This is a genomic window from Riemerella columbipharyngis (genome assembly GCF_900101995.1).
In the GTDB taxonomy this organism is placed as follows: Bacteria; Bacteroidota; Bacteroidia; order Flavobacteriales; family Weeksellaceae; genus Riemerella; species Riemerella columbipharyngis.
The window spans coordinates 19,715-35,837 of record NZ_FNAS01000006.1 but is presented as its reverse complement, the minus strand read 5'-3'; the positions used below and the strand labels follow the sequence as shown (position 1 = coordinate 35,837).

The 16,123-nt window shown below is 35.3% G+C and carries 19 protein-coding genes; 8 read left to right on the top strand and 11 right to left on the bottom strand.

All coding sequences use genetic code 11. From position 1 onward, the window contains the following. Positions 1-176: 176 nt before the first annotated feature. The 11 genes from BLS89_RS04585 to BLS89_RS11025 all read right to left on the bottom strand — a co-directional run bounded on the left by BLS89_RS04585 (position 177) and on the right by BLS89_RS11025 (position 8,264). On the bottom strand, positions 177-851 hold the full coding sequence (locus tag BLS89_RS04585) for a DUF6759 domain-containing protein (RefSeq protein WP_143017725.1): 675 nt from the start codon (positions 849-851) through the stop codon (positions 177-179). An 18-nt stretch (positions 852-869) separates the two neighbouring features. Next, entirely contained in the window at positions 870-1,547 is a 678-nt protein-coding gene (trmB, locus tag BLS89_RS04580; RefSeq protein WP_092736320.1) for a tRNA (guanosine(46)-N7)-methyltransferase TrmB, read from the bottom strand. A 96-nt stretch (positions 1,548-1,643) separates the two neighbouring features. After that, positions 1,644-2,741: a glycosyltransferase family 4 protein gene (locus BLS89_RS04575; RefSeq protein ID WP_092736319.1), complete on the bottom strand. Its 1,098-nt coding sequence runs from the start codon at positions 2,739-2,741 to the stop codon at positions 1,644-1,646. Then, the gene (locus BLS89_RS04570) at positions 2,738-3,406 is read right to left on the bottom strand and encodes a glycosyltransferase family 32 protein (RefSeq protein WP_092736318.1); all 669 of its coding nucleotides are present in this window, start codon (positions 3,404-3,406) and stop codon (positions 2,738-2,740) included. The genes BLS89_RS04575 and BLS89_RS04570 overlap by 4 nt, the downstream gene beginning before the upstream one ends. Beyond that, positions 3,406-4,218: a 2,3,4,5-tetrahydropyridine-2,6-dicarboxylate N-succinyltransferase gene (locus BLS89_RS04565; RefSeq protein WP_092736317.1), complete on the bottom strand. Its 813-nt coding sequence runs from the start codon at positions 4,216-4,218 to the stop codon at positions 3,406-3,408. The genes BLS89_RS04570 and BLS89_RS04565 overlap by 1 nt, the downstream gene beginning before the upstream one ends. Before the next feature lie 40 nt (positions 4,219-4,258). After that, positions 4,259-4,798, bottom strand: coding sequence for a C40 family peptidase (locus tag BLS89_RS04560; RefSeq protein WP_092736316.1), 540 nt, complete (start codon positions 4,796-4,798; stop codon positions 4,259-4,261). A gap of 22 nt (positions 4,799-4,820) precedes the next feature. Then, positions 4,821-5,675 carry a nucleoside phosphorylase gene (locus BLS89_RS04555; protein ID WP_092736315.1) on the bottom strand — a complete coding sequence of 285 codons (855 nt, stop codon included), beginning with the start codon at positions 5,673-5,675 and terminating at the stop codon, positions 4,821-4,823. 41 nt (positions 5,676-5,716) lie between these two features. Further along, positions 5,717-6,040, bottom strand: coding sequence for a translation initiation factor (locus BLS89_RS04550; protein ID WP_092736314.1), 324 nt, complete (start codon positions 6,038-6,040; stop codon positions 5,717-5,719). A 670-nt stretch (positions 6,041-6,710) separates the two neighbouring features. Then, positions 6,711-7,373: a TonB-dependent receptor domain-containing protein gene (locus BLS89_RS11035; RefSeq protein WP_245688867.1), complete on the bottom strand. Its 663-nt coding sequence runs from the start codon at positions 7,371-7,373 to the stop codon at positions 6,711-6,713. Beyond that, entirely contained in the window at positions 7,312-7,887 is a 576-nt protein-coding gene (locus BLS89_RS11030) for a hypothetical protein (RefSeq protein WP_245688865.1), read from the bottom strand. Before BLS89_RS11030 ends, BLS89_RS11035 begins: the two co-directional genes overlap by 62 nt. Before the next feature lie 11 nt (positions 7,888-7,898). Beyond that, entirely contained in the window at positions 7,899-8,264 is a 366-nt protein-coding gene (locus BLS89_RS11025; RefSeq protein WP_245688863.1) for a hypothetical protein, read from the bottom strand. A 358-nt stretch (positions 8,265-8,622) separates the two neighbouring features. Between BLS89_RS11025 and recG the strand changes: the two genes are divergently transcribed. The 8 genes from recG to BLS89_RS04500 all read left to right on the top strand — a co-directional run bounded on the left by recG (position 8,623) and on the right by BLS89_RS04500 (position 16,122). Next, positions 8,623-10,719 (top strand): ATP-dependent DNA helicase RecG, encoded by a 2,097-nt coding sequence (gene recG, locus BLS89_RS04535; protein WP_092736312.1) that lies wholly within the window; start codon positions 8,623-8,625, stop codon positions 10,717-10,719. A 109-nt stretch (positions 10,720-10,828) separates the two neighbouring features. Continuing rightward, on the top strand, positions 10,829-11,677 hold the full coding sequence (locus tag BLS89_RS04530; protein WP_092736311.1) for a transketolase: 849 nt from the start codon (positions 10,829-10,831) through the stop codon (positions 11,675-11,677). Positions 11,678-11,689: 12 nt separating this feature from the next. Further along, positions 11,690-12,169 (top strand): lipocalin family protein, encoded by a 480-nt coding sequence (locus BLS89_RS04525; RefSeq protein ID WP_143017724.1) that lies wholly within the window; start codon positions 11,690-11,692, stop codon positions 12,167-12,169. A gap of 236 nt (positions 12,170-12,405) precedes the next feature. Next, positions 12,406-12,726 carry a hypothetical protein gene (locus tag BLS89_RS04520; RefSeq protein ID WP_092736309.1) on the top strand — a complete coding sequence of 107 codons (321 nt, stop codon included), beginning with the start codon at positions 12,406-12,408 and terminating at the stop codon, positions 12,724-12,726. 15 nt (positions 12,727-12,741) lie between these two features. Continuing rightward, positions 12,742-13,149, top strand: coding sequence for a hydroxyisourate hydrolase (uraH, locus tag BLS89_RS04515; RefSeq protein ID WP_092736308.1), 408 nt, complete (start codon positions 12,742-12,744; stop codon positions 13,147-13,149). A gap of 35 nt (positions 13,150-13,184) precedes the next feature. Beyond that, a complete protein-coding gene (locus tag BLS89_RS04510) occupies positions 13,185-14,207 on the top strand; it encodes a DNA cytosine methyltransferase (RefSeq protein ID WP_092736307.1) in 1,023 nt (340 codons plus the stop codon). Then, positions 14,204-15,040: an NgoPII family restriction endonuclease gene (locus BLS89_RS04505; protein WP_092736306.1), complete on the top strand. Its 837-nt coding sequence runs from the start codon at positions 14,204-14,206 to the stop codon at positions 15,038-15,040. The genes BLS89_RS04510 and BLS89_RS04505 overlap by 4 nt, the downstream gene beginning before the upstream one ends. 182 nt (positions 15,041-15,222) lie before the next feature. Next, positions 15,223-16,122, top strand: a complete 900-nt coding sequence (locus BLS89_RS04500; protein WP_092736305.1) for a DNA adenine methylase — start codon at positions 15,223-15,225, stop codon at positions 16,120-16,122. Position 16,123 lies beyond the last annotated feature (1 nt).

Below are 16,123 nucleotides of genomic sequence, written 5' to 3'. Positions count from 1 at the left end.
TTTTTTTATACGAAGATAGTCAAAATGTTTGTTGTATCATAATATTTTTGATAGACTTTTGGGATATGCTAAAAAACACTAAACTGTTTTTAATCAAAATATATTAGGAAGATACAGGGGATATCTTTCTAATTATACCTTGGACGAATACTGTAATTACTTTGGTTCTGCTAAGATTAGCGGACTGCGGTTTCTCCTGTCTCAGTAGAGGAATTAAGTGTGTTGGGTTGTTCAGGCTCAGATTTTTTTTCGTCTAAAATATCAAGTGTAACGACTAAATTTTTTTGAATATCTTTACGAGATGAATAAAGAATTCCACATAGCTTGCTAATCAATCTATATTCCCCCTTTTCTATGACTATACTATTCTCTCCTTTTGCAGGAATTGGGATTTCATATTTGTTTTTACCTACGACATTCAAAACCATATTGCATTTCGTTTTATTTTCTACCAAGATGATGGTTTTGGTATTAGATATGTCACTGTTAAATAATTGATTTAATAAGTCTACAGTTCTTTTATTATGATTGGCTTCGAATTTTTCCATCAATTCCTTAAACTTTTCTGTAGAAATCATATTTTGTACAATTTCTATTTGCGTATAGTCGTCTCCTATGATTATTTGTCTTGTTTTCATCGCAGAGCCTTTATTGGGTTTAGCCCATGCCATGGTTTCTAGCAAAGGAAGTTTTTTTCTTAGCTCGTAGGCATCCCGGCTGTAGGGGTTAGCTCTTATGTATGCTTTTACTTCATTAACATCATTGCTTTTGAAAATATCCGAATTGTTTTTTGCTGTACAATTGAAAAGGAGAACACAGAGCATTATCCTCCAAAAAAAAATCTTTTTCATGGGTTATAAGTTTTTTATTTATTTTAATCTGAATTTGATATAAGTGATGGTTTTTCCTTTTGCCGAAAAAAGCCCTTCATAGTAGGTTTTTATTTCTCTTAGCAAAGGGGTGTTTGGATCGTATTCGAGAGCACCGTAGATATCGTGGTGGGTAGATATAATCTCGTCGTTAGAGTTTTGCAGAATGCCCAAAGTATATCCGTGCAGAAATTCAGAGTCGGTTTTCAGATGAACGATGCCGTCTTTCTTCAATATTTTTCTGTAGAGGTCTAAGAAAGTGGGGTGGGTCAATCGATGTTTCGTTCTGCGGTATTTAATCTGTGGATCTGGGAATGTAATCCATATTTCGTCTATTTCGTCTTTTGCAAAAAAACAATCTACAAGCTCTATTTGTGAACGAAGAAAGACTACATTTTTCAATCCTTTGCCCAGTGCTTCTTTTGCACCATACCAAAATCTTGCTCCTTTGATGTCTATACCAATGAAGTTTTTGTTAGGAAAGGCCTCTGCCAGTCCTACGCTATACTCACCCTTGCCGCAGCCTAATTCTAATACGATAGAATTGGGATTTTTGAATACTCTCTCGCGCCATTTTCCTGCTAAGTGATAGCCTGCCATTGCCTCTTCTCGAGTTGGCTGATAGACATTCTCCAAAATTTTGTTTTCAGCAAATCGTGCTAACTTGTTTTTGCCCACTAATCTTTATTTTGGCACAAAAATACGAATGTAAAACTTAAAAACAAAAGTAAATTCGGGCTTTTGTTTATTATCGTAGAAAAAGAAGAAGTTTAATTATAAAGACAATATCTTTCGATAAATAGCCATTATTTGACGGGCAATTTTTTCGTCATTAAATTTTTGTACATATTCCAGCCCTTTTTCTGCACGGCGTTTTCTTTCTGCTTCATTATTCCACAAGAAGAGAATTTTAGCCTTTATATCTTCTATACTCTCGGGATTGACATACATAGAATACGCCCCTCCTGCCTCTGGAAGACAGCTTACATTACTCGTAATGACAGGCGTTTCGGAATAGAGCGCCTCAATGACGGGGATACCAAATCCCTCAAACAAACTGGGATAGATAAAAACATCTGCAAGGCGATAAAACACCGCCAATTCTTCCATCGGTATATTTTCTAAAAAGATGACCTCCTGATTGTAACTTTTGATTTCCGAGATTATTTTCTTGTAATAATTGGTTTTCCTGCCAACAGCAACTATCGGAATATTTTCGTTCCGCAATGCCTTGACAACATTGAGCAAGTTTTTGCGGTCTTCTATCGTCCCGACATTGAGGATAAAATGCTTCGGAAGATGATATTTTTCTGTAATTTTCTTTTTTCGTTCTTCGCTAATGAATTCCTTAAAAGCATTATGACAACCCTGATACACCACTTTTATTTTATCCTCGGAAACCCCGAGATAATGCATAACATCTTGTTTCGTTTGCTCCGAAATGGCAATCACAAGGTCGGCGCTGTGAGCGGCTTTTTTGAATTTCCAAAAATGGATTTTTCTGTCAAAGAAAGAATAAAACTCGGGGTACCTCATAAAGATTAAATCGTGGATGGTTACGATTTTTTTTATCGTCTTATGGTTCCATTTTAGAGGAATCTCCCCAGACAAACCGTGGAAAATATCCGCATCCGCATTCTGGGCATCTATCCCCATTTTGAATTGTCTGGCAAACTTTCCTTTTGAGGTTTTTATAAACTTAACCTCCTCTCGCTCAAGGATATTTTGTCCCTTCTCTGTCTTTTTTTTATTCAAGAGAAGATACTGATTTTCGGGATAATACTGCGAGAGCATTCTTACTAAATCCCGAGAATAATTCCCCAATCCGGAACTATTCTGGAAAAATCGCTTGGCATCGTAGGCTATTTTCATTGTTTGTCAAAAGGAATTATTATATCTTGAGTTAATTGTTTCTTTTTCCAATGTTCAGATTTTTTTCCATAAAGAAAAATTCTCCCCAATTTATATTTAAATCTAAGATGACCCTCAAAGTCTATTCCTAAAAATCGATGTGGTATATTTGGTTGTTCTTTTAATATTTCATTTATGGCATTTGTATAAACGGTAGGGCCTGTTGTTTTATGCACATCATTGGGAAAACGATGATTTTCTATATTATCTAAAACTTTTTCTAATGTTCTTTTTAAGAACGGATGATTTTTATTTGAGATAATTCCCCATTGGCAGTATAGTCCCGGATTACCTTCTTTGGTGATTATAAATTCATCTTCAGGCATTATAAAATGATCTAAGGGGGTTTTATTATAGCTGTCAATATCAAGATACAACCCTCCTTTTTTATAAAGAATGGCATATCTGAAAAAATCGGCTTTAGCCGCTCCTATAGTTAGGCTCTTATAAGCTTTCAAATATTCAGATGGAAATTCTTGTTCAAAGAAATCTAAAATATCTTTGTCGTTATAAAAATGGTAACTCCATTTAGGATTTTTCTTCTTCATTCGGGATATATAAAACCTAGTAATCCAAGGTAATTTATCCGTTTTGAAAGTCTGAAAAATATTTTTAGGAATAGCCATTACACTGCCACATTATTTTCTCTCAGAGCATCGTTAAGAGAAGTTTTTTTATCGGTAGATTCTTTTCTTTTTCCAATAATCAAAGCACAAGGCACTTGATATTCTCCTGCCGGAAACTTCTTGGTATAGCTTCCCGGTATCACTACCGAACGCGCAGGAATACGCCCTTTGTACTCCACAGGTGTGTCGCCTGTAACATCAATGATTTTGGTAGAGGCTGTCAGCACCACATTGGCTCCGAGCACCGCCTCTTTCTCTACATAAGCCCCTTCCACGACGATACATCTTGACCCCACAAATACATCGTCTTCGATGATAACCGGAGCCGCTTGTAACGGCTCTAAAACACCGCCTATTCCTACTCCTCCGCTGAGGTGTACATTCTTCCCAATCTGTGCACAACTACCCACTGTAGCCCAAGTATCCACCATAGTTCCGCTATCTACATAGGCTCCTATGTTTACATAGGACGGCATCATAATCACGCCCGGCGCTATAAATGCACCTTCGCGGGCAATCGCGTGAGGGACTACTCTTACGCCTTTTTCGCTGTATCCTTTTTTCAAAGGCATTTTATCGTGGAACTCAAAAGGTCCTACTTCTATTGTCTCCATTTTTTGGATGGGGAAGTAGAGAACCACAGCTTTTTTTACCCATTCGTTTACTTTCCAGCCGTTTTCCGTAGGTTCTGCTACGCGTAATCTTCCTTTGTCTAATTCTGCGATGACTTCGCGAATTGCTTTGTGGCTGTCTTCATTTTTAAGGAGTTCGCGGTTTTCCCAGATTTGCTCTATTGTAGTTTTTAATGACATATTTTTGTGGTTTTTAATAATGAAAATTAGACTTGCAAAGTTACAAAACCCTTCTTGCAAAAAGAAATGCTTTGTTCCAATAGCTTTCCTTTAGCGAAGATAGAATAACGCCGCGAGATGTAGAGGCATGGATAAAGTAAATATCTCCGTCGGTATTGATATCGTGGACTATCCCCACATGGCTCACTCTGTTTCCTCCTCCCGTAGCAAAAAATAACAAATCTCCGGGCTGTATATTACTTACCCTGATTGTCTTTCCAGAGTTGGCTTGGTTTTGTGAGCGGCGTGGCAGAGAAATATTGTTTTGAGAAAAAACTTGTATCACAAGCCCCGAGCAGTCCGTTCCTGTAGAGGATTTTCCGCCGTACCGGTATGGGGTACCAATAAATTTTTCTGCCGTTTTTACAATATTTGAGGCTTTATGGGAGGAAGCCTCACCCCTAAAATTGGATTTAAGAGATTTGAGGTTTTCCGCTGTTTTCGGATTTTGGTAAGAATAGTGTCGGGGGTAAGACTTGCGTACGCCACAACTCGTTAAAATTAAAGCTAAGCTTATTAAGACCAAAAGGTACTTTCTCATAAGGTTGCTATATATTTTGTGATTATTTGATGATTCTATCCAAAACCCATTCTATGGTTTTCTTTTCCGAAGTGTGGTGGTCGGCAGAGAACTCACCTCGTACCCGGTTGGCAATCACGCAATTTACCGTCATTGCTTTGTGTCCTAATAGCTTAGAAAGACCGTATATTGCAGAGGTCTCCATTTCAAAATTAGAAATACCCAAGTCGTTTAGGGTTTCCAAGAATTTATCATCCACGGCTTTTAGACGAAGCTGCCTGCCTTGAGGTGCATAAAATCCAGGGAATGTAGCTGTATTGCCGTGATATTTGGCATCTTTGTAATAATCCGAAATCTCTTCTGCCCACTCAGAGAAATAAAGCATTGGCTTAATGTTTTCGTAAGGAAATTTAGAAAGAAAATCTTTGCTGAAATCATTTTCAAAGCGGTAATCTTGATAGAAGTTTAGAAGTCCGTCCAGACCTACTACATTCTGCGTAACCAGCATATTATCCACTTCTATTTCCGGATTTACGCTACCGCAAGTCCCTAACCTGAATAATTCTAACGCTGTATGTTCGGTTTTTATTTCTTTCTTTTTGAGGTCTATGTTTACCAAAGCATCCAGTTCATTCATTACGATATCAATATTCTCAGTACCGATGCCTGTGGACATTACCGTGATTCTCTCTCCACGCAATATTCCGGTGTGGGTGTAAAATTCTCTTTTGTTTTTCTTAACCTCTATTTTGTCAAAATACTGAGAAACCTTAGGGACTCTGTCGGGGTCTCCTACGAGAATAATTTTAGATGCAATTTCTTCGGGTAAAAGGTTTAGGTGATATACGCTTCCATCTTCATTAAGCACCAATTCTGATGCAGCAAGTTTATTAATCATAATTTTATTTTTATACTTTACTAATTGTTTTTATTTTTTCGCTATCCTCCCACGCGTTTGGTTTTGTAGCCCATATCTTTGAGGATGGTCATTATTTTATCTCTATTATCGCCTTGTATGATGATATTTCCATCTTTTTCCGAGCCTCCGATTCCCAATGTAGTTTTAATTTTTTTAGATATATTTTTAAGCTCCTCGGTACTTCCCTCAAAACCTTCTATAATGGTTACGGGTTTTCCGTTTCTACCCTTCTTTTCGTATTTACAGATAAGAGGATTTTTCTGCACGAAAGGCTCTTCGGGCAATTCAAAGTCTTGCTCCTCGTGGTCAGGAAATAAGTTTTTTAATTGGTCTCGCAAATTCATCCACCAAAAATAATAATAAAAAACCGAGAACCAAAATTTTAGCCTTCAATTTTCTACACTAAATAAAAATTAGGAACACTCACTAAAGATTATAAACCCCAAAGGGGTTAATTTATATGTATAAGTAAAATTTACTCATTATATTTAGGGTAATGTTATTTCTTTATGAGGTTTTATATCTAATACATATTTAATCCAATTAGAAAAACTATATTTCTCCTTTATTTCTTGGTTAACTTCATATTTTTTCATCAGAAAATCTTCCAATCCCTCTAATTTTTTGTTTTCAATTATAAATATATTGTTAGGGTTGTAAAAATCGTAATTTCTTATAGACAGATTATTCGTTATCAATTTTTTATCATATCCTATAGCTTCAAAAACTCTTAAAGATAATCCGTCATGTATATCATTTAATATATCAACGATAATATCTGCTTCTGAAACTCTTTTAAGATTTTCATCAAAACTTATTCCCTCTGTAGTATATTGATTATATGATGATTTTAATTCTTCTTTAAATCATTCTCTACACGAAACAGAAGTTGGCTTTCCAAACCTAAGTCTGCTATTCTTTTTCCTAACTCATGCATAATTAGTGCTCTATTTGGGAAATAATAGCCAACAAAATAAACTTTTTTAGGGGTATTTTGAACTATTTGATTTTGATTTAAATTATAATCAAAATAGAAATTTGTGAGAGGTAATAATAGGATAGTCTTTTTAGGTTGATGATTCCTTCTAATTCTATTCCTGCTACATCGGCTTGTTTGGCATTAAAGAAAGTAATCGTTTGCCCATCGGAGTTGGCAGAAGCCGTATAGGATTTTTCAATGGCATTCAAGATTCTTTTACCAAAAAATCCTATTGCAAACATTTCGTTTTTAGACGGAAATATTTCGTATTTCAGATCAATATTGTAGTTTTCACTGTTTTGAAGTTTAGGATTACCCAGTATATTTTCGTTATTGGGGTTAATGTAGGTAATCGGCATATACTCAATCAAAATAGGACGCGTAATGGTTTTACTGGTGGTGAATATTAGATTAGATTTTCGGTTGAGTTCTTTTTTTACAGAAAGTGAAGGTAATATATAGTATTGATTTTTAGTTAAATTACTAAAAGAACTATTAAAAGATTGCGATAATTCTTTGAACCTTGTAATATTCACATTGTTTTCTACTCTACTGCCGATGAGAATATCCCAAGTATCATTAGGTTTATAGTTAAGGCTGAGGTAACCTGCATTTACAAATTGATAGATATTGTTTCTATATACCGAAGTAGAGCCTTCTCTGTAATAAAATATGCCATTTTTGTGCTGATTGGTCAAAGACAGTCTGTAGAGTATCAGGGTTGATGACAACTGTTCTGTCTGCCAGGTTTGAGTTAATATTATACACAGAATAAATGAATCGGTAGGAAATACTCCGTCTGTCCATAAAACCATCGTATCCCAAGGATAGTTCCACAGGATAGGATTTTCTGTTGTTTTTGTTGTCTAATCTTACTTTATACTCTGCAAAGGCAGAGAGATAATTCTTACCATTCACATCTAAATATTGACGGATAAGATTGTTCCCCCCGTAGCTCAGGGAAATCAAATCAGAGTTTTGTCCTACGGGATTTCCTGAGAATATTTTTCTGTCGGGCTGTTGGTAGTTATTGCTTACCCAGCTCACCCCGGCTTTTAGCTCGTGGCGGTCGGCTATTTTTTGTGAGGCGGTGAGTTGTAAATCGATAAACCTCGAAATGTCTTGTTGATTTACGCGGAATAATCCTGTTCCGGAATTTCCTTGGTCTATATAGCCGTAATTGTCTTGGATAAGGTTAGTAGAATTTTGCACGAAAATACCGTTTAGTAAGATGCTGTTTTTTTGTTTTTATATCCCAAGTCTAATAAAACGGAAGATTCTGTTTCGTATTCGTGTTCTTTTTTTAAGAGCTTGTTGTTATATACGATATTAGACCCTGCAAATTGAAGTAAGTTATTCTCACCCTCTTTGTATTGGTACTGATTGCTTTGGTTAAGGGACAACAACAAGCCCACATTTCCTCTACCTGCCTTAAATCGCTTTGCTGTGGTAAATGAAATCCCCGTATTGGGCAGCGACTTGATATTATCCACATTCCAAGAATCCTTAAAAGAACTTGGGGATTTGAATATATAGTTGGAAGGACGGTAACCTCTTACTTCGTCGGGTAGTTGTTTTTTTCTTAGCATTAAGCCCTATGTAGCCCGATATTGTATTGTTATTTTGGTTGATTTTAAATTTGTCTCTCAATGTAGATTGCGTATTGGCTCCTATAGAAATAAAATGGCAATACTAAGTTGTGTGAATTTCATTCACTATAATAATTTTCTTTCATTTTTGCTTTGGCAAAGAAATAAGTTTGTAATGGTATTTAATGTTTTAATAAAATTAAGTTTGTATTAAATAATTTTTAATGGGTTTTAATTAGGCTGGTAGATAAAAAAATACTCTTTCGAAATTTATTTTCTTGTTAAAAATCAAATTTACACTCCCCAAAGCGCTATTTTCTATAAATTTCTTATATTCGCTAAGTAATTTATTAGTGTTGTGGCGTTAGATACTTCCATAGAATTTCTAAAAACCGTAGGTGTAGAGAGGGCAAAACTGATTAAGAACACTCTCGGCATCGTTACTGTAGAGGACTTGCTAACTTTCTACCCTATCAAATATGTGGATAAAAGCAGAGTCTTTAAAATATCCGAACTTAAGCCTCAATCTTTAGAAATAGAATTACAATTTCGCGGGCGTATTACAGAAATCCAAGAACTTCCATACGGAAAAGGGAAAAAACGGCTTACCGCAAAATTTTGGGACGATACCGGCACGATAGAATTAGTATGGTTTAGATATTCCAAATGGCTTTTAGACCAAATTCCTTTGCATCGTGAAGTTTTTATTTTTGGAAAAGTCAATCTTTTTAATGGGGTTTTCTCTATGCCGCACCCCGAGATAGAAACAGATGAAAAAAAAGCAGTGTCCGGAACGCTTTTGCCTGTGTATTCAGGGAGTGAGAAATTAACAAAGAGGGGAATCAACAATAAATTTTTTCAAAAGATTATTTTTAATTTGTTACAAAATCATCTCGACGAACTTATTCAAGAAAATCTCCCTGAAAATCTATTGAAATCACTAAGTCTTATGCCAAGGGCTGAGTCGTTTCTTAATATTCATTTTCCTAAGAACCATGCGCTAATGAAAGAGGCGGAACGCAGAATAAAATTTGAGGAAGCCTTTTTCTTTCAGCTGGGATACGGACTAAAAAAGCAGCATCACAAAGCGACGGTTGTAGGTAGTCCTTTTCCTTTAGTGGGGCATCATTTCAATGATTTTTATCAAAACCATTTGCCGTTTGAGCTTACCAATGCCCAAAAGCGAGTCCTAAAAGAAATCCGAAGCGATATGAAAAAACCGATACAGATGAATCGGCTTCTACAGGGCGATGTAGGCTCGGGAAAAACGATGGTAGCTCTTCTCTCAATGCTACTGGCGATGGATAACGGCTATCAGAGCTGTATGATGGCGCCCACAGAGATTTTGGCACAGCAGCACTTCAATGGAATCTCGGAACTGCTGAAAGACACAGACATAGAGGTAAGACTACTTACCGGCTCTACCAAAACCTCACAAAGAAAGGAAATCCACGAAACTCTTACCAGTGGAGCATTGCCTATCCTCATAGGGACACACGCCGTTTTGGAAGATGTGGTACAATTCAAGAACTTAGGTTTAGCTATTATTGACGAGCAGCATCGCTTCGGGGTGGCACAGCGGGCAAAACTTTGGGCTAAAAACAAAATTCCCCCTCATATACTGGTAATGACGGCTACCCCTATCCCGAGAACTTTGGCGATGAGCTTTTATTCGGATTTAGATGTATCCATTATCGATGAGCTTCCTCTTGGGAGAAAACCTATTATCACAGCGCATAGAAAGGACTCCTACCGCCTTTCTGTCTATCAGTTTGCAAAAGAAGAATTGAATAAAGGACGCCAAGTGTACTTCGTTTATCCTCTTATAGAAGAATCAGAAACATTGGACTATCGTAATTTGATAGAAGGAATGGAGCATATCACAGATTATTTCAAAAACTATACAGCGGTAATGCTTCACGGCAAAATGAAACCGGACGAAAAAGAGGCGGCAATGCAAAAGTTTGCTTCCGGAAAAGCCCAAATTATGGTGGCAACCACAGTGATAGAAGTAGGTGTAAATGTACCCAATGCTTCTATTATGGTAATAGAAAGTGCGGAGCGTTTTGGTCTTTCTCAGCTGCATCAGTTGAGGGGAAGAGTGGGACGCGGCTCGGAGCAGAGTTTTTGTATCCTGATGAGTTCTGATAAATTATCTGCGGACAGCCGAAAACGCCTCAAAACGATGTGTGAAACTAATGATGGATTCAGGATATCCGAAGTAGATATGCAGCTTCGTGGTCCGGGAGATATCCTTGGGACACAGCAGAGCGGTGTGGTAGATTTCAAAAAACTAAGCCTTACCGAGGATTCTTCTATTATAAAGACTTCTAAGTATCTGGTAGAGCTTCTGATGAAGAGCGACCCAAAGCTGGAACACCCTGCACACTGCCAGTTGAGAGATTATTACCAAAAACAATACCGTGGCAAGAATAAGTGGGGGAGGATTAGTTAGTTATTAGGATTAAAATATTGCTTTTATAGAGAATATTTTTTTTGAGCTTAAATTTCATTAAGCCAAACTAAAATTATATCTTTGTGCGAAAGCAAATAAAAGCAAAAAAATGAGTAAATCAGTAGAAGAATTAAAAGACTTAACCACACAAGTACGCAGAGATATTTTACGCATGGTGCATGCAGTTAATTCCGGACATCCAGGAGGTTCGCTGGGCTGTGCCGAATTTTTGGTAACGCTTTACAATGAAGTGATGGACCTAAAAGACGGTTTTGATATGGACGGTAAAGATGAAGATATTTTCTTTCTTTCCAACGGACACATTTCACCAGTGTTTTACAGTGTTTTAGCTCGGCGAGGTTATTTCCCGGTGAGTGAATTAGCTACATTCAGAAAATTAGGCACTCGCCTGCAAGGGCACCCAACAACTCATGAGGGGCTGCCTGGGGTGCGTGTGGCATCGGGGTCTTTGGGACAAGGATTGTCTGTGGCTCTCGGAGCGGCACAAGCCAAAAAACTCAATGGTGATAAGCATTTGGTTTATACGCTTCACGGCGATGGTGAATTGCAAGAAGGGCAAATTTGGGAAGCATTGATGTATGCGGGTGCCAAAGGGGTAGATAATCTTATTTCTACCATAGATTATAATGGAAGACAAATTGATGGCGATACCAAAGATGTCTTAAGTTTAGGCAATTTAAAAGCCAAATTTGAAGCCTTCGGTTGGATTGTTTTAGAGGAGAAACAAGGTAACGATATTGCTGCTATCTTAAAAGTATTACAACAAGCAAAATCCGAAACCGGAAAGGGAAAACCCGTTGCAATTTTGCTTCATACCGAAATGGGTAACGGCGTAGATTTTATGATGGGTACACACGCTTGGCACGGAAAAGCACCAAACGACGAACAGCTGGAAAAAGCCCTCGCTCAAAATCCTGAAACGCTCGGAGATTATTAATCTTAAGTATATATGATGAAAAAAATAATTTTACCAGTTATCCTATGTTCTGTATTGGCTATCTCTTGCTCGAAAGATGATGATAATAATTCAATAAAGACACAAAATAATGAAATTGAAACACTCATACTGGGCAAATGGAAAATCAAAAAACAGCAAATTATAAAAAGCTCAAATGGTGAAGTGGTGGATTTTGATTTGAGTAGCCAAAATAAATGCTTCAATAAATCGTATAATGAATTCCTGAAAAATGGGAAATATATTGCAAAACAATATATTGATGAAAATGGTAGCTGCAAAGAGCAGGTTCTGGAAACATCCTATACCATAAATAAATTAAACGCAACATTGGAGATAAAAGATTTAGTTTACCCTAATCAAGAAATTCAGAAACTAAATCAGGAAGAATTAGTGCTAAAATCTCTTGGTCATGATTTTGATCAAGATGGTAAAGAAGATTATAGAATTTACACTTACGATAAAATAAAATAAGTGGCGTAAAGGCTACCCCAAGTAAAGTGAAAATTACCCTATATAAGGCAAAAGTTACTCCATCAGGCGTAAATGTTACCCAAGATAGAGTAGGTGTTACTTTATTTTGAGTAGCCTCTACCTAAGATAAAGTAACCTTTACATAATATAAGGTACAAAATACTCCATCTGGCGTAACATTTACCTCGATTAAATGATGAATTTATAAACAAAAAATAATTTTTAAAATAGTAAAAATGGGAAGAACTAAATTATCATTCGCTGAAACTATTTCTAAAACACAAGTACTGGCCACAGCACTCAAGGCAAATTCAACACAGCTGGAAAAGCGTGGGATAGATAATAGTTTCATTACAGAATTAGAAAAGCTAAGAAACGAATCCATCACATTAAATGATGAACAAGAAAAATTAAAAGCTGACTTAAAGCTAAAAACAGAAGCTCTCTTAGAGAAAATAAATCTCTTAGAAAAGAAATATGCCGAGGCTAAAAAAATTATAAAAATAGATTTCGCACAATCACAATGGGTGGAATTTGGCATTGAGGATAAAAGATAATTTAAATATTAATTTATGAAAAGAATAATTGTTCTATTTGCTTTAATATTTGCAAGTTTAAGTTTTGCTCAACAAGTAAAATATCAGTTATCCAGTCATATACTAGATATTACACAAGGAAAGCCAGCTGTTGGCGTAAAAATTGAGTTATCCAAGAAACACCCAAATGGCGTGTGGAAGGTTATAGATCAGAAAATAACCGACCAAAACGGAAGAATTAAAGATTTCTTGAAAGAAGAAAAGAATGTAGACAATAGAGGTATTTATAAATTAACTTATTTCACATTACCTTATTTTCAATCATTAGGCCAAGATACTTTTTACCCCTTCATAGAAGTAATCTTCGAGATAAAAGATAATAATCATTACCACGTACCAATTACTCTTTCGCCCTATGGATACTCAACTTATAGAGGGAATTAAATGACTCGTGAAATTTAAATGTAAAAACTGAATTGATGAATGTAGTTTCTTTTTTCGCAGGCGCAGGTGGGCTAGATTTGGGATTTCAAAATGCTGGATTTGATGTTATCTGGGCAAACGAATATGATAAAGAAATTTGGGAAACCTATGAAAAAAATCATCCTAAAACTATTTTAGATAGGAGAAGTATTATTGATATTTCTACAGATGAAGTGCCAGATTGTGATGGTATAATTGGAGGACCTCCATGCCAGAGTTGGAGTGAAGCTGGAGCTATGAAAGGTATTAAAGATAAAAGAGGTCAATTATTTTTTGATTTTATTAGAATGCTTGAAGCTAAACAACCTAAGTTCTTTCTTGCAGAGAATGTTAGTGGCATGTTACTCAATAGACATTCAGAAGCCTTATTCAATATAAAAGAAATGTTTAAGAATGCAGGAATTGGATATGAGCTATCTTTTGAACTATTGAACGCCGCTAATTACAATGTCCCGCAAGATAGGAAAAGAGTGTTTTTTGTTGGGATTAGAAAAGATTTAGGATTTAAATTTAAATTTCAGAAACCTTCTTTTGAGAAAGTTACTTTAACCGATGCAATATCTGATTTGAAATGTAATGCTTTAGCAGCTCAAGAAGGAAATAAAACAAATGGAAGAAAATGTGAATTTCCAAATCATGAATATATGACAGGGGGGTTTTCAACTATCTTTATGTCAAGAAATAGAGTAAGAAATTGGGATGAGCAGTCATATACAATTCAAGCAGGTGGGCGTCACGCCCCTATACATCCGCAAGCTCCTAAAATGAAATTTATTGAACAAAATAAGAGAATTTTTGTCCCTGGAAAAGAACATTTGTATCGGAGATTAAGTGTAAGAGAATGTGCAAGAATTCAAACATTTCCAGATGATTTTATTTTTTACTATACTAAGGTAGCCGCTGGATATAAAATGATAGGTAATGCAGTTCCTGTAAACTTAGCCTATTTTTTAGCTAGAAGTATTCGCGAGCAAATTATGATGAATGAAACTGTTGAACTTAAATCTTTAGCTGTATGACAAATATTCTAGAAGCAATCGTGAATATAGTGCAAAATCCTATAAATGAGATAAAATCCCATTACACTAGTAAAAATAGAGTAAATAATGTGGGAGAAGCATTGGAGTGTTTTGTAAAAGATGCTTTTGCTAATTGTATTCATGAGGAGATAGAAGAAAGGCTTGAAAAATACAATGAAGTTTTTTCTTGGCTAGGAAATCAAAATCATCCACCAGATATAATGATTAAAGGAGGAGATGCGATAGAAGTTAAAAAAACTCAAAGTTTAAAATCAGATTTAGCTTTAAATAGTTCTTATCCAAAATCAACATTAAAATCGGACAGTTTAATGATTACTAAATCATGTAAAAACTGTGAGAAATGGACTGAGAAAGATTTAATTTATTGTGTTGGTCATACAACAGATAATTCTGTCAAATCATTGTGGTTTGTCTATGGTGAAATCTATGCTGCTGAACATGAAACTTATGAAATCATAAAAAATAAAATAACTCAAGGAATAAATGAAATTCCAAATGTTGAGCTTTCTGAAACGAAAGAATTAGGGCGAGTAAATCGTGTAGACCCACTTGGGATTACTAATCTCAGAATAAGAGGCATGTGGCAAATTCAAAATCCGAGAAAAGTCTTTGAATATATTTATGACAGTAATTCTGAGTTAAGTTTTGAGTTAGTAGCTATAATACCTACTAGAAAATATAATAACTTTCCAATAGATAGTATAAATAAGATTGAGAATATTGACTATTTGGATATTAAAGATGTTAAAGTTAAAAATCCAAATAATCCAGCGAGACTAATTGAATGTAAACTAATTGTATATAATAAATAAAAAACGAAAAAATGAAATACACCTTTACAGAAAAGAAAGACACCCGCAGTGGGTTTGGGGCAGGATTGGCAGAGCTTTACTGAATTTCAACAAATGATGAAAGAAAACGAAATACAAAGGAAAAAAGATTTACTTTTGCAGACGGGCAACAATCTATAAAGGAATTTTAGAAAAAAATATTTATGCATTCAGGTAGAAATATAAAACCATTCCTTAAGTGGGCAGGGGGGAAAACGCAACTGATTTCAGAGATAAAGAATGTCATTCCTGATATTTTTTACAAGGAAGAGTTTACTTATATAGAGCCTTTTGTAGGCAGTGGTGCAGTGCTTTTTTCAATTTTAAATCATTTTCCTAATGCAAAAAATATTGTTATAAATGATATTAACGAGGATCTAATCAATACATATAAAACGATTAAAGAGAATCCTAATGATTTAATAACACTTTTAGAAGATTTTCAAAAAGAATATCACCTCTTAGAGGGCGAAGAAAAAAAGGCATATTATTACGAAAAAAGATTTCGTTTTAATTCGAGACTAAGGGATATTATAGAACAATCCGCTTTATTTATATTTCTAAATCGTACTTGTTTTAATGGGTTATATAGGGTTAATAAAAGGAATGAGTTTAATGTTCCTATGGGAAGTTATAAAAGACCCTTAATCTGTGATACCAATAATATTCTCGCAGTGAGCAAAGCCTTAAAAAATATAGAAATCTTGTGTGGTGATTATCAACAAACGTTAAAATATGCACAAGGTAATACGCTTTTTTATTTTGATCCGCCGTATAAACCGCTTAGTGAAACTTCTAGTTTTAATGCATATACAAAATATGATTTTAATGATGATGAGCAAATCCGTTTGGCTCATTTTTGTCAGAAGATAGATGATTTAGGGTTTTCTTGGATATTGAGTAACTCAGATGTTAAAGGTAAAAATCCAGAAAATAATTTTTTTGATGATTTGTATCGTGAGTTTGATATAAACAGAGTTTTAGCAAAGAGAAGTATCAATGCTAATCCACAAAAAAGAGGACAATTAACAGAATTATTGATTATGAATATTCCTAAATTTTAGT